Origin of the sequence: Paraburkholderia bannensis (assembly GCF_014200455.1) — a bacterium.
In the GTDB taxonomy this organism is placed as follows: Bacteria; Pseudomonadota; Gammaproteobacteria; order Burkholderiales; family Burkholderiaceae; genus Paraburkholderia; species Paraburkholderia bannensis_A.
Genome location: NZ_JACHBW010000002.1, coordinates 448,799 through 461,590, shown reverse-complemented (window position 1 = coordinate 461,590; position 12,792 = coordinate 448,799). Strand labels below are relative to the sequence as shown.

The following is a 12,792-nucleotide window of genomic DNA, read 5'->3' as shown; positions in this document are numbered from 1 at the left end:
CGTCGCGGCGTATCAGACAATATATCCCTAAAAGGGATATTTAGCCGTTTAACGCTCTGTTTTGCAAGTGGGGTGCCTGTAAGGATTGCTCCCTTCACGGGAGAGGGTATGAATAGAGAGGCGCAGCGGGTGTTGGCTCAAGCGGTTGGAAAGGCGATCGCGCGAAAACGCACGCAAGCTGGCTACACGCAGGAAGACGTCGCCGAAAAATTGGGATTGGGCCTCGGAGCGATTTCTCGGGTGGAGCAGGGAATCGCAATACCGACAGTCATCCGATTGATCGAACTCGCCGATTTGTTTGGTTGCAGACTTGATGAACTTCTATCCGACGTACCAGCGACTCTCGATGATCGAGCCGCAATGATTGCTCGGAGCATCGGTCAACTACGACCCTCGGATCAGACCATCGTGGTCGAACTGGTGAAAACGCTCGCCGAAAAATTCAAAGAAAAGTGATCGGAAAGAGCGGCCTATCGAGATGAATGGCGCTTGCGACTCGGGACGTTCAGCTAATCCACGTCGCCGAACTTGAGAGTGGAGCTGCGCCCGACTGTACCGCGCAACGTCAATGCGAAAGCTGGTGCTACGTTAGTGCAATAGCACGTTGGCCAGATCGAGAACTCTCGTGCTATGCTCGACGGGGACCATCAACGCATCTGAAAAAATGAACGACTACCGTAGCCTTCTTTCGCAGGCGAAAGAAGACGTTGTACACGTATTGAGAGATAAGGGTATCCAAGAGCGATATCTTCAGTTCGGCGGTGAGGGGCCGGAGCCCGAAAAGAAGGTCAGGGCGCCAACCGATGCTCGATCTGAGTTCTTGGCTAATCGCGCTATGGGCGATTGGGCCGAGAATCTGGTAACGAGCGTGGTGCAAACGATCGATCCCGGGTGGACCGTCACCCAGTACGGCAATACAGATTCGATGGCGGCAGGAGACGATGGCTTCGCTGATCTATATCGCGCAGGTTTGGAAGAGGTGCGCAAATACGGCAAGCGCCCGGACCTACTTGTACTACCGGCAAGTCCAGACGTACCTCCCGACATTTCGACACTCCGACGTGGCGAGTCCGATGTTTACGTCTCGCGCTCAGTCGCAGCGATCGAAGTTCGGTCGAGCAAATTTAGAGCGCTCCAGTACATGGCCGTCCGGAAGGCGGAATTGGCGAGCGGGAAGAAGTCTGATCGACTCACTCCGAGTTTTACGGTGAAAGTGGAGGATCTGGTCGTCGTTTATCGATGGGTTGAGAAGTACAACGTATCGCAGTCGTATTGCCAAGTTTTTTTCGACTCAATGTGGGCAATAAACGTATTGGATATCTTCCGGATTATAGGGTCCGGAGTAGGCTTCAAGATTGAGACTCCTGAAAAGAGTCAATTGAAGGCGACCATTATGATACCAATAACTAGTGGATCGAAAGTGGGCGACTTTGTTGAGTCGCCCGCCTTCCAAGTTGAAACTAAACACACGAGGCTTGGGCGAGTCGATGCGTTTGTCAAACCCGTCGGTGGACGGGTCGAACCTGATCGGGTTGCGCTTAGAAGAGTGCTACTTGCTGAGCCTGCTCCATTAAGTTCTGGCCAAGTGCTACCGAGGGGGCTTCAATCAAGCTTGCCGCTAACGAATTAAGTTCAGAAGGACAAAAATTCGGGTTCTTGCGAAGCTCTTGGTCCCACTGAGCAAACATCGATACGATTTCGTCGAGGATCGCCTCTGAAAGGTGCCTGACATCTGGCACCTCCAACTGAAGCAAGTCCTTCGGCTCAAATTTGGCAAGACCACCACCATATACACGACGGTGCCTCATCGCGCGCTCCTGTACGGGGGCCGAATTCAAAAGTGCAACGAGTGCGGTAACCTGCTTTCTATTCAATCCGCTTGGGTATAGGCAGTGAAAAGTAGTCAAGTTTGATGCACCCGCCGCATTGAGCACAAATCGAAGATTGGCCCGCCCAAAGACCGCTGCCCAGATTGGCGCTGGCTCGCGGTTCTCCATCGAATACCAAGGTGACCGCGCGGCCAAGAGATAGCGCTCATTCAATTTCTTCGAAATCCCGTCTTCGAGATATTTTTCCTCGGCAGACGACAAGTCCGTACCAAACGAAACCAACCGCGTACGAGCATCCTCATCCTCCAATTGGGCAAGGTCTTGCTCAGAAAAGATGAGTCCTTTTATGTCCTGGGCGCGGCCAATACATATTTTCTGATTTTTCTTTTGGATTCCGTAAATTTCGGTCTGCGATGGGCGTAGGTGAAAGAATTCGTTTGCCCCGGTAGCTATACCTCGACGACTTTTGGCAATCGCTTCGACAGTGATGAGGTGGCTAGCAATTTCGTGGGCGCCCATCGCGAACAGGCGATCCCATTTTTGTGTGGTAAGCAGCACGTCCCATTGAATTGCTTCCTTGGTCGCTCCAGTCAGTTCTGTGATTTCTCCTTGCATCAACAACTCGACGTCTTCGATTTCAACCGCACTCTCAACGTAGATGACATCAAGACTCTCGTTTTGCCTCGGAGATTTCTCGATTAGTAATATCGCGGCAGTCGTTAGCGCGTCATCGAATGCCAACGTGTCGTGGGAAAAATAGATAAGCTTCTTCAGAAAACCATTGTGATGGAAGTACTGCTTGACGGCGGCCCCAAAATTCGCGTTCATCCATTCGGCTGGGACGATAATCGAAGCGCGACCACCGTCGCGCAACAAGCGACAGATCTCTAATATGAACAGAACGTACAGGTTGGAGAGGCGGGAAATTCTAATCCCATTTCTCTTCCCTATCTCGGCGTGCATATCAAATGCATAATTGAGATTCTGATGCCTGAGATACGGCGGATTCGCCAAGATTGCATCGAACTGCGAAAGATCAGTTGTTAGGAAATCGCCGTTGATGAATTCGAGACGATCGTCATCAGCCATCGATGTACGCGCCAATTTAAGTGGGGCCTGATCTAGATCGATGCAGGTGATTCTCGTTTTCGGAAGTACTTCTCGCGCTGTTCTAGCGAAAATTCCGGGCCCCACTGCCGGATCGAGCAAAGACTTTGGGTTGACATTGGACACCCATTTTGTCATCAGCTTCGCAATAGGCACCGGTGTGAAAAACTGTCCCAAGGAGGACCGACGGTCTCTCGGGGCCGTACGAACATACGCCTGTTCCGGAGTCTCCTGGCTCCCTACCGACCATTCTATGTTCAGCTCGTCGAGAGCTTCGACGCTGATAAGTCTGTCTTTCTTTGCGCCCGCTTTTGCCATCAGTTGCCTCTCGGTAATCCTTCATCGTACATGTCGCCAACACGTCCGCGGCAAACCGGGATGTGTTGTAACCCAGCATTGTCGCTTGTTACTGACCGCCGGGATGGGTACGAAAAGGGCATAACACACATTAAATCGAAGTTATTTTTTAATAGACAAACTCTATCACATGGAGCTCGGATCGGTGGCCGGGGAATGGCTCATGAGCTGTAACTTAGCCCACCTGCCAACAGTGGTGAATTTATGTATTCATAGCCATAATATAATGACCTCGGGCGCGACGCTCGACGCGCTCGCGCACCTTCTCAAGACCGCAGGCGCCCGGCGTGTGACGAATTTCGTCGCCTTGCGCACGCCGAAAGACTGACGGTACCCCAGACGTCGGTCTTTCGCTTTTAAGCTCTCTTTACTGTTTTTATCGTCATGTTTAACGTCGTTCTCGTCGAACCGGAAATCCCGCCGAACACCGGCAACGTCATCCGCCTGTGCGCCAACACGGGCGCGCGGCTGCATCTGATCGAGCCGCTTGGCTTTCCGCTCGACGACACGAAGCTGCGCCGCGCCGGCCTCGACTATCACGAATACGCGCAGATGAATGTGCACAGCGACTGGGACGCGTTCCTCGCCAAGGAAACGCCCGATCCGGCGCGCATGTTCGCCTTCACCACGCGCGGCTCGGGCCGTTTTCACGATCACGCCTTCCTGCCGGGCGACTGGTTCGTGTTCGGCGCGGAAACGCGCGGTCTGCCGGATGCGGTCCTAGACCGCTTTGCGCCAGAACAGCGCGTGCGCCTGCCGATGCGGCCGGGCAACCGCAGCCTGAATCTGTCCAACACCGTCGCGGTGGTGGTGTTCGAGGCGTGGCGTCAGGCGGGTTTCGAAGGCGGGGAATAAGCACACCCTGGCGCGCCGCGAGCGCAACTTGAGCGCCCCCTGAGCGCGCACGTCAGAGCACAGCGATTTCGCGCTCGCAGCGCGCGAGCATCGCATCGTCGAAGCAGGCGAAGATCACGCGTTCGAGCGTCGGATAAGCGGGCAATCCATCGATCACCGTAGCAAGCGCAATCTTCACGGCCTGGTCGGCCGGGAAGCGATAGACGCCGCAGCTGATCGCGGGAAACGCGATGCTCGTCACGCCCGCCTCGTGCGCGACTTCGAGCGAGCGCCAGTAGCACGAGGCCAGCAGACGTGCTTCGTCGCGCGCGCCGCCGTTCCAGACGGGGCCGACGGTGTGAATCACGTGTTTCGCGGGAAGGTTGTAGCCGGCGGTGATTTTTGCGTCGCCGGTTGGACAGCCCTTGAGCGTGCGGCATTCGCGCAGCAGCTCAGGCCCCGCCGCGCGATGGATCGCGCCATCCACGCCACCGCCGCCGAGCAGTGACGTATTGGCGGCATTCACGATGGCATCGACATGCAGCGTGGTGATGTCCACCACTTGTGCGTCGATGCGGCAGTTTCCGATGGTCAGCATGTTGGCACTCCTTGCAGTCACAGGCCGCGAGCGCCAACCGGGAAACCGGGGACGCTACTCCGCCTTCGCGTCGCGCCTGAGCAGCGCGCTCACCGCATCGCGCGGCGCGACGCCTGCGAACAGCACATCGCATACCGCTTCGGTGATCGGCATGTCGATCTGATGGGCACGCGCGATCGCCGCCACGGCGCGTGCGCAGCGCACGCCTTCGGCGACATGACCCAGCGCACCAAGAATATCGTCGAGCGTACGCCCGCTCGCGAGCTGCTTGCCCACCGTGCGATTGCGCGACAGATCGCCTGTCGCGGTGAGAATCAGATCGCCGAGTCCCGTGAGGCCGGTAAAGGTTTCCGCACGGCCGCCCAGCGCCGCACCCAGCCGGGTCATTTCCGCGAGTCCGCGCGTGATGAGCGCGGCGCGAGCGTTCAGGCCCAGGCCCAGGCCGTCGGAGATACCCGTGGCGATCGCCAGCACGTTCTTGACCGCGCCGCCCACTTCCACGCCCACGACGTCGTCGCCGGTGTAGATGCGCATCGCGCGATGATGGAACGCGGCCAGCGTGCGCTCGCGGCAGTCGGCGCTGGTGCTGGCCACCGTCAGCGCGACGGGCAAACCATCGCCCACTTCGCGCGCGAAGCTCGGGCCGGACAGCACCCCATTGCTGGCGTGATCGGGCAGCTCGGCCGACACCACCTGATGCGGCATGAGTTGAGAATCGGCCTCGAAGCCCTTGCAGAGCCAGACGAAGTGCGCGGGCACGCGGCCCAGGTCGCTCATGGTGCGCAGCATGTCGCGCAAGCCGGCTACAGGCGTGCCGAGCACGACCAGATCCGCCTCGCCCGCAGCGTGTTCGAGCGCGGTGGCGAGATCCGTTTCGTATTTGAGGGATTGCGGCAGCGAGACGCCCGCGAGATAGCGGGCGTTCTCGTGCGTCTTGCGCAATGTGTCGATGAGCGCGCCATCGCGCGCCCACAACAGTGTGTCGTGCGCCTGGGCGAGATGCCCTGCCAGCGCGGTGCCCCACGCTCCGGCGCCGAGAACGGCGACTTTCATTCCAGTACTCCGCACCGGTTGTGAGGTTTCAGCGGTCGATCAATGCGTGGCGTTGCTGGCGCCCTGTTGCTGCGCGAGCTGCTGCAGGCGTTGCTCGTAGAGCGCCTGGAAGTTGATTTCGGCCAGATGGATCGGGGGGAAGCCGGCACGCGTGATCGCGTCGGCGATGTTCGAGCGCAGGTACGGGAACAGGATGGTCGGGCAGGCGATGCCAACCAGCGGGTCGACCTGTTCAGCCGGGATGTTGCGGATGTCGAAAATGCCGGCTTGCTTGGCTTCGATCAGGAAAGCAACCTTTTCCTTGACCTTGGCGGTGACGGTGCCGGTCACGAGGATTTCGAACACCGATTCCGCGAGGCGCTCGGCCTTGACGTCGACTTCCACTTCCACGGAAGGCATGTCCTGTTCGAGGAAGATGGCCGGCGAGTTCGGCTGCTCCAGCGAAAGGTCCTTGAGGTAGATGCGCTGGATGTTGAAGAACGGCTGGTTATTCTCGTCAGACATGGTGTTTGGCTTCCTGATTAAATGAAGTTGCAGTTGCGCAGTATCGCGACGCCCCGCCCTGCCGGAAATCGGACACGGACGAAACGCCGCTGCGCAGCCGCAATGAGCAGCAATGACAGCGACAAGCGACAGCAAGCCCGCGCGCGCCTGAGTGGCCCGCACGGGCGAAAAACGGGGCGGCGCGCGCAGCGCCGCCGGGGTGGCTTTATGCCGCCGCTTCGAGCAGCGGCATCAAGCCGCCGGCGCGGTCGAGCGCGGAAAGGTCATCGTAACCGCCCACATGCGTCTCGCCGATGAAAACCTGCGGCACGGTGCGGCGGCCGGTGCGCGTCATCATTTCATCGCGCCGCGCCGGGTCCCGGTCGATCAGCACTTTCTCGATATGTTCGACGCCGCGCGACTTTAAAAGACGCTCGGCCATCTGGCAATACGGGCACACCTGGGTGCTGTACATGACAACCTTGCTCACTTCGAACCTCCTTGTTTCACGACCGGCATACCGGCCTGCTGCCAGGCGTTCACGCCGCCGTCCAGCACGTGGACTTCGGCAAAACCGGCTTCCTTCACGAGGCTCGCGGCCTTGTGCGACTGCTGGCCCGTCTGGCAGACCAGCAACACCGGGTTGCTCTTGTTCTTGACGAACTGCGCGACCTTCCCCTGCAACTCGCCGAACGGCAGGTGGCGGGCAGCGGGCAGATGGCCGCGGGCGAACTCGTCGGCCGAACGCACATCGATCACCACCGCGTTGCGGCGATTGATCATCTGCGTCGCTTCGGCGGCGGAAATACCGCCGCGGCCGCCGCGCTTGAGCGTCGGCCACAGGAGCAACCCTCCTGAGATGAGGACGATCGCGATGAGTACAAGGTTGATGTAATTGGTAAAGAACGTCACGGATGAGCCGCCGGGAAAAAGAGAAATCGTGGGAAATCCAGTTCAGACAATCTGCTCATTATAAAATAACCGTTTGTCGCAGGGTTGCCGCCCCAGAGCCCAGGCCGCAATCCGCTGGACCGGGCAGCGTTCGCCGAGTAGCCGTATCACCGACGTTCCCCGTCCCCGATTACCGCTTCCCTCACTACCGACCGTCATCCACATGTACAAACTCGTACTCATCCGCCACGGCGAATCGACCTGGAACAAGGAAAACCGTTTCACCGGCTGGGTGGACGTCGACCTGACCGAACAGGGCAACCGCGAAGCCCAGCAGGCCGGCCAGCTGCTCAAGGCATCGGGTTATGCGTTCGACATCGCCTACACCTCGGTGCTCAAGCGCGCGATCCGCACGCTCTGGCACGTTCAGGACCAGATGGACCAGATGTACCTGCCCGTGGTCCACTCGTGGCGCCTCAACGAGCGCCACTACGGCGCGCTTTCGGGTCTGAACAAGGCCGAAACTGCCGCCAAATACGGCGATGAACAGGTTCTGGTCTGGCGCCGCAGCTACGACACGCCGCCGCCCGCACTCGATCCGTCGGACGAGCGCACGGCCTACAACGACCCGCGCTACGCCAAGGTGCCGCGCGAAGAGCTGCCGCTTACGGAATGCCTGAAGGACACCGTGGCGCGCGTGCTGCCGCTGTGGAACGAGTCGATCGCACCGGCCATCAAGGGGGGCAAGAAGATCGTGATCGCCGCACACGGCAACTCGATCCGCGCACTCGTGAAGTACCTCGACGGCATTTCGGACACCGACATCGTCGGCCTGAACATTCCGAACGGCGTGCCGCTCGTCTATGAACTGGACGAGAACCTCAAGCCCATCACGCATTACTACCTGGGCGACGCCGATGCCATCGCCGCAGCGCAGGCCGCCGTGGCGAACCAGGGCAAGAAGGCGGGCTAAGTCCATCCGGGCCAGGTCCATCTTTTCTCTGTCGCGCACCCAACCCCGTCGGCCCTGGCATTCGCAAGGGCCGACGAGTCGGTGGCTTGCCCGCCGACGCACCCACCTTTGCGCGAGCATCGCGTGCGCCGGTCTGCGCGCTTTTCCGCCCTCCTGTCTGGCAGACCTGCCAGCCTCCCGTCACGCTCCCGCCAGTCCCTCGCCCAGCAAGGCTTTGCGGCACGCGACTTGCGAACCGGCACGCGTTCGGACTGTCGAACCCGCAACCTTCGTCCCTTCATCGCGCCTTATACACAGGGCGGCCGGGTGTGCAGTTATACTTGTCCATCGCTTTTCCATTAGACGCTGCCACGCGCCTTTCGACCGCACGCAACAACCTCTATGCGAAAGAACCTTAAAAATATCGGCCTGATCGCCGCTGGCCTCGCGACCGGCGTCTTTGCCACCCTGCAAATTTCCGCCTCGGCGCAGCAGACCCAGCAAACCGTGATCGAGCCGCTGCCGCTCGACCAGCTCCGGCTCTTCGCCGAAGTGTTCGGCCAGATCAAGCATGAGTACGTCACGCCGGTCGACGACAAGAAACTGCTCACCGCCGCCATCAAGGGGATGGTGTCGAGCCTCGACCCGCACTCGTCGTATCTCGACAAGACCGACTACCAGGAACTCCAGGAACAGACCAAGGGCCGCTTCGCGGGCCTCGGCATCGAGATCTCCTCGGAAGACGGCCTGATCAAGGTCATCTCGCCCATCGAAGACACGCCCGCGTTCCGCGCCGGCATCCGTCCGGGCGACCTGATCACGCGCATCAACGACAAGCCCGTGCGCGGCATGACGCTCGACCAGGCGGTCAAGCAGATGCGCGGCGACCCGGGCACCAAGGTCACGCTGACGATCTTCCGCAAGACCGACGACCGCACCTTCCCGCTCACGATCACGCGCGCCATCATCAAGGTGCAGAGCGTGAAGTCGAAGATCCTCGCGCCGGGCTACGCGTACATCCGCATCACGAGCTTCCAGGAGCGCACCACGCCTGACCTCGCGGCCAAGCTGCAGGACATCGCGCGTCAGGAGCCGAACCTCAAGGGCCTCATCCTCGATCTGCGCAACAACGGCGGCGGTCTGCTGCAGAGCGCGGTTGGCGTTGCGGGCGCATTCCTGCCGGCGGATTCGGTGGTCGTGTCCACGAACGGCCAGATTCCGGATTCGAAGCAGGTCTATCGCGACAACTACGAGAACTACCGCCTGCCGTCGTTCGATGGCGACCCGCTCAAGGGCGAAGCGGCCGAGTTCAAGACCGTGCCGATGATCGTGCTGACCAACGCCTATTCGGCGTCGGCATCGGAAATCGTCGCGGGGGCGCTGCAGGACCAAAAGCGTGCGCTCATCATCGGCAAAACGACCTTCGGCAAGGGTTCGGTGCAGACGGTGCGTCCGATGACGGCGGATACCGCGCTGCGTCTGACCACGGCGTACTACTACACGCCGAGCGGCCGCTCGATCCAGAACAAGGGCATCCGTCCTGACGTTGCGGTCGATCAGTACGCCGATGGCGATCCGGACGACGCACTCGTCACGCGCGAAGTCGACTACTCGAACCACCTTGCGAACACGCAGGACCCGGACGAGAAGAAGGAGCAGGATCTGCGCGAGCAGGAACGCATGGACATGCTGCGTCAGCTCGAAGAGCAGAACGACAAGAAGACGCCGGAACAGCGCCAGAAGGATCGCGACCGCAAGCCGGTCGAATTCGGCTCGACCGACGACTTCATGCTCCAGCAGGCGCTCAACAAGCTGCAAGGCAAGCCGGTGACGGAATCGAAGTCGCCGATGGAGCGCCGCCTCGCGCAGGCGAAGCCGCCTGCATCCGCTTCGGCGCCGATCGCGGTGAAGCCGTCGGCTTCGGCCGTGCCGGGCGCATCGACGCCGGCTCCGGTATCGGCTCCGGCAAAGTAAGTCAGCCTCGTTAGCGTAGTACCCTTCCTTGCGGCCCTTCGCGCTCCACGCGCCAAGGGCCGCAAGGCCATGTGCGCTCGCGCCGGTACAATGTCGGCCTGAACTTCCGGCGTGCGCATCGATGAACGACGACCAACTCCTCCGCTATTCCCGCCATATTCTCGTCGACGAGATCGGCATCGAGGCGCAACAGCGCTTTCTCGACGCGCACGCGCTCGTGATCGGCGCGGGCGGCCTCGGCTCGCCGGCGGCCATGTATCTGGCGGCCTCGGGCGTGGGCGCGCTCACCCTCGTCGACAACGACACGGTCGACCTCACCAATCTGCAGCGGCAGATCATGCACGAGACGGCATCGGTTGGCCGCGCCAAGGTCGAGTCGGGCCGCGACGCCATCGCGCGCCTGAATCCCGAGGTGAAGGTGAACGCCGTGGCCGCGCGCATCGACGACGCCTGGCTCGACGAGCAGGTGCCGCGCATGAGCGTGGTGCTCGACTGCACCGACAACTTCGCCACGCGCCATGCCATCAACCGCGCCTGCGTGAAGCATGGCGTGCCGCTGGTGTCGGGCGCGGCGCTGCGCTTCGACGGCCAGATCAGCACCTTCGATTTCCGCGACGACACTTCGCCCTGCTACGCCTGCGTGTTCCCCGAAGATCAGCCCTTCGAGGAAGTCGCGTGCTCGACCATGGGCGTGTTCGCGCCCACGGTGGGCATCATCGGCGCGATGCAGGCAGCGGAAGCGCTGCGCGTGATCGGCGGGATTGGCACGCCGCTGGTCGGGCGGCTGATGATGCTCGATTCGCTGCGCATGGAGTGGAATACGATGCGCATCGCGCGCCAGCCCGATTGCCCTGTGTGTGGCGAACGGCACGCATAAAAAAACCCGGCATGCCGGGTTTTTTACGTCGCGAGGTGTTGAAGGGCCGCGTTCAGGCCTGCATCAAACGCCCCAGCGCCGCCTCCAGTTCTTCAGGCTCGTAGGCAGCCAGCACATCGGCCACCGGCTTTTCCAGCGCCTTCAACTGCGAGCGCAGGATCTCCTGCTTCACCACCAGCAACTGGCTTGGATGCATCGAGAACTCGGTGAGGCCCATGCCCAGCAGCAGACGCGTGAGTTGCGGATCGCCCGCCATCTCCCCGCAAACCGAAACCGGCACGCCCGCACGCTTCGCCTCGCGCAGCGTATGCGAGATGAGCTGCAGCACGGCCGGATGCAGCGGATCGTAGAGATCGGCCACGGCGTTGTCGGCGCGGTCGATCGCGAGCGTGTACTGGATCAGATCGTTGGTGCCGATCGAGAGGAAGTCCAGCCGCCGCAGGAACATCGGCAAGGCCAGCGCCGCCGCCGGAATCTCGATCATCGCGCCCACCTGGATGTTGGGATCGTAGGCGAGCCCCGCATCGTCGAGCTGACTCTTTGCTTCACGGATCAGATCGAGCGTCTGGTCGATCTGCTGCGCGTGCGCGAGCATCGGAATCAGGATCTTGACCGTACCGAACGCCGAGGCGCGCAGGATCGCGCGCAGCTGTGTCAGGAACATCTGTGGCTCCGACAAACTCCAGCGAATCGCGCGCAGGCCCAGCGCCGGGTTCGCGGCGGTCTCGTAGCCGTCGCTCGCGCTCATGGCGTCGAGCGGCTTGTCCGCGCCCACGTCGATGGTGCGGATCGTCACGGGCAGGCCGTTCATCAGCTGGGCCGCGCGCTTGTAGGCTTCGAACTGCTCGTCCTCCTCCGGCAACTGGTCCTTGTGATTCATGAACAGGAACTCAGTGCGGAACAGGCCCACGCCGGTCGCGCCCGAATCGAGCGCGGCCTGCGCATCCTCGGGCAATTCGATGTTCGCGTAGAGCTGGATCTTCGCGCCGCACAGCGTCTGCGTGGGCGAAAACTTCAGGCGCTGCAGCTTGCGCCGCTCGAGCGCCATCTCGCTCTGACGATAGGTGTACTCCTCCAGCACGATAGGCGCGGGATCGACGATCACCACGCCGTGATCGCCGTCGACGATGATGAGATCGTCCTGACGGATCAGCGAACTGGCCTGCTGGACACCCACGGCTGCCGGAATCCCCAGGCTGCGCGCCACGATCGCCGTATGCGAGGTGCGCCCGCCCAGATCGGTGACGAAGCCCTGGAAGGTTTGCCCCTTGAACTGCAGCATGTCGGCGGGCGCGATGTCGTGCGCCACCACGATCATCTCCTCGCAGCTGCCGTGCAGCGCCGGAGGCGACGCGCCCGCGAGCGCCTTGAGCACGCGCTCGACCACCTGCTCGATGTCGGCCTTGCGCTCGCGCAGGTATTCGTCCTCGACATCGTCGAAGTGGCGCGAAAGGCGTTCGAGCTGTTCGGTGAGCGCCCACTCCACATTGAAGCGGCGCGTGCGGATGAGGTCGATGGTCTCCTGTACGAGCATCACGTCGTTCAGGATCATGAGGTGAACGCCGATGAACGCGCCCATTTCGCTGGGGGCGTCGGCGGCAAGGTCGGCGCGCAGCGTATCGAGTTCCTGCTCGACGAGCTTGAGCGCGGCCCGGAAACGCGCGATTTCGTCTTCGATCTGCGCGAGTTCCACCAGATAGTGGTCGACGTCGAGCGCGGCCGGCGCAATCAGATACGCCCGCCCGATGGCGATACCGCGTGATACGGGAATTCCATGCAGCGTGAACGGCACGCGCACCTCCTCTGGTTATGTGATGCCGCGGCAAACCGCTGCAAT

General features: G+C 61.2%; 13 protein-coding genes and 1 pseudogene. 7 read left to right on the top strand and 7 right to left on the bottom strand.

Annotation, left to right across the window (positions count from 1 at the left end; genetic code table 11):
• Positions 1 to 108: 108 nt before the first annotated feature.
• Positions 109 to 456: a helix-turn-helix domain-containing protein gene (locus F4827_RS05130; RefSeq protein ID WP_183722423.1), complete on the top strand. Its 348-nt coding sequence runs from the start codon at positions 109 to 111 to the stop codon at positions 454 to 456.
• Between the two features lie 208 nt (positions 457 to 664).
• Positions 665 to 1,630: an AccI family restriction endonuclease gene (locus F4827_RS05125; RefSeq protein ID WP_183722420.1), complete on the top strand. Its 966-nt coding sequence runs from the start codon at positions 665 to 667 to the stop codon at positions 1,628 to 1,630.
• On the opposite strand, the gene F4827_RS05120 is transcribed toward F4827_RS05125, so the two are convergent.
• Positions 1,539 to 3,254: a class I SAM-dependent DNA methyltransferase gene (locus tag F4827_RS05120; protein WP_183722417.1), complete on the bottom strand. Its 1,716-nt coding sequence runs from the start codon at positions 3,252 to 3,254 to the stop codon at positions 1,539 to 1,541. The two genes, F4827_RS05125 and F4827_RS05120, sit on opposite strands and share 92 nt — an antisense overlap.
• A 259-nt stretch (positions 3,255 to 3,513) precedes the next feature.
• Here F4827_RS05120 and F4827_RS05115 point away from each other — a divergent pair.
• Positions 3,514 to 3,621, top strand: a pseudogene (locus tag F4827_RS05115) (ComF family protein); the annotation flags it as partial.
• A 56-nt stretch (positions 3,622 to 3,677) separates the two neighbouring features.
• On the top strand, positions 3,678 to 4,148 hold the full coding sequence (gene trmL / locus F4827_RS05110) for a tRNA (uridine(34)/cytosine(34)/5-carboxymethylaminomethyluridine(34)-2'-O)-methyltransferase TrmL (protein WP_183722414.1): 471 nt from the start codon (positions 3,678 to 3,680) through the stop codon (positions 4,146 to 4,148).
• Positions 4,149 to 4,200: 52 nt separating this feature from the next.
• On the opposite strand, the gene F4827_RS05105 is transcribed toward trmL, so the two are convergent.
• From F4827_RS05105 to F4827_RS05085, 5 genes are all read right to left on the bottom strand, one after another.
• Complete coding sequence (locus F4827_RS05105) at positions 4,201 to 4,725, bottom strand: O-acetyl-ADP-ribose deacetylase (RefSeq protein WP_183722411.1); 525 nt, start codon at positions 4,723 to 4,725, stop codon at positions 4,201 to 4,203.
• Between the two features lie 54 nt (positions 4,726 to 4,779).
• Positions 4,780 to 5,778 carry an NAD(P)H-dependent glycerol-3-phosphate dehydrogenase gene (locus F4827_RS05100; RefSeq protein ID WP_183722408.1) on the bottom strand — a complete coding sequence of 333 codons (999 nt, stop codon included), beginning with the start codon at positions 5,776 to 5,778 and terminating at the stop codon, positions 4,780 to 4,782.
• Between the two features lie 39 nt (positions 5,779 to 5,817).
• Positions 5,818 to 6,282: a protein-export chaperone SecB gene (gene secB, locus F4827_RS05095; protein WP_027815726.1), complete on the bottom strand. Its 465-nt coding sequence runs from the start codon at positions 6,280 to 6,282 to the stop codon at positions 5,818 to 5,820.
• Positions 6,283 to 6,487: 205 nt separating this feature from the next.
• Positions 6,488 to 6,751, bottom strand: coding sequence for a glutaredoxin 3 (gene grxC, locus F4827_RS05090; RefSeq protein ID WP_183722405.1), 264 nt, complete (start codon positions 6,749 to 6,751; stop codon positions 6,488 to 6,490).
• On the bottom strand, positions 6,748 to 7,173 hold the full coding sequence (locus F4827_RS05085) for a rhodanese-like domain-containing protein (RefSeq protein WP_183722403.1): 426 nt from the start codon (positions 7,171 to 7,173) through the stop codon (positions 6,748 to 6,750). Before F4827_RS05085 ends, grxC begins: the two co-directional genes overlap by 4 nt.
• A 202-nt stretch (positions 7,174 to 7,375) precedes the next feature.
• On the opposite strand from F4827_RS05085, the gene gpmA reads away from it, so the two are divergent.
• The 3 genes from gpmA to F4827_RS05070 all read left to right on the top strand — a co-directional run bounded on the left by gpmA (position 7,376) and on the right by F4827_RS05070 (position 10,955).
• A complete protein-coding gene (gpmA, locus tag F4827_RS05080) occupies positions 7,376 to 8,125 on the top strand; it encodes a 2,3-diphosphoglycerate-dependent phosphoglycerate mutase (RefSeq protein WP_183722399.1) in 750 nt (249 codons plus the stop codon).
• 381 nt (positions 8,126 to 8,506) lie between these two features.
• Positions 8,507 to 10,078, top strand: a complete 1,572-nt coding sequence (locus F4827_RS05075) for a S41 family peptidase (protein WP_183722396.1) — start codon at positions 8,507 to 8,509, stop codon at positions 10,076 to 10,078.
• A gap of 121 nt (positions 10,079 to 10,199) precedes the next feature.
• Positions 10,200 to 10,955 (top strand): molybdopterin-synthase adenylyltransferase MoeB, encoded by a 756-nt coding sequence (locus tag F4827_RS05070; protein WP_183722393.1) that lies wholly within the window; start codon positions 10,200 to 10,202, stop codon positions 10,953 to 10,955.
• 52 nt (positions 10,956 to 11,007) lie between these two features.
• Here the strand turns inward: F4827_RS05070 and ptsP are convergent, their stop codons facing one another.
• A complete protein-coding gene (gene ptsP / locus F4827_RS05065; RefSeq protein ID WP_183722390.1) occupies positions 11,008 to 12,747 on the bottom strand; it encodes a phosphoenolpyruvate--protein phosphotransferase in 1,740 nt (579 codons plus the stop codon).
• Positions 12,748 to 12,792 lie beyond the last annotated feature (45 nt).

What these genes read in the sequence shown, in the direction of transcription:
- F4827_RS05130 (WP_183722423.1), top strand. Translation starts at nt 109, where the DNA reads ATGAATAGAGAGGCGCAGCGGGTGTTGGCTCAAGCGGTTGGAAAGGCG.
- F4827_RS05125 (WP_183722420.1), top strand. Translation starts at nt 665, where the DNA reads ATGAACGACTACCGTAGCCTTCTTTCGCAGGCGAAAGAAGACGTTGTA.
- F4827_RS05120 (WP_183722417.1), bottom strand. Translation starts at nt 3,254, where the DNA reads ATGGCAAAAGCGGGCGCAAAGAAAGACAGACTTATCAGCGTCGAAGCT.
- trmL (WP_183722414.1), top strand. Translation starts at nt 3,678, where the DNA reads ATGTTTAACGTCGTTCTCGTCGAACCGGAAATCCCGCCGAACACCGGC.
- F4827_RS05105 (WP_183722411.1), bottom strand. Translation starts at nt 4,725, where the DNA reads ATGCTGACCATCGGAAACTGCCGCATCGACGCACAAGTGGTGGACATC.
- F4827_RS05100 (WP_183722408.1), bottom strand. Translation starts at nt 5,778, where the DNA reads ATGAAAGTCGCCGTTCTCGGCGCCGGAGCGTGGGGCACCGCGCTGGCA.
- secB (WP_027815726.1), bottom strand. Translation starts at nt 6,282, where the DNA reads ATGTCTGACGAGAATAACCAGCCGTTCTTCAACATCCAGCGCATCTAC.
- gpmA (WP_183722399.1), top strand. Translation starts at nt 7,376, where the DNA reads ATGTACAAACTCGTACTCATCCGCCACGGCGAATCGACCTGGAACAAG.
- F4827_RS05075 (WP_183722396.1), top strand. Translation starts at nt 8,507, where the DNA reads ATGCGAAAGAACCTTAAAAATATCGGCCTGATCGCCGCTGGCCTCGCG.
- F4827_RS05070 (WP_183722393.1), top strand. Translation starts at nt 10,200, where the DNA reads ATGAACGACGACCAACTCCTCCGCTATTCCCGCCATATTCTCGTCGAC.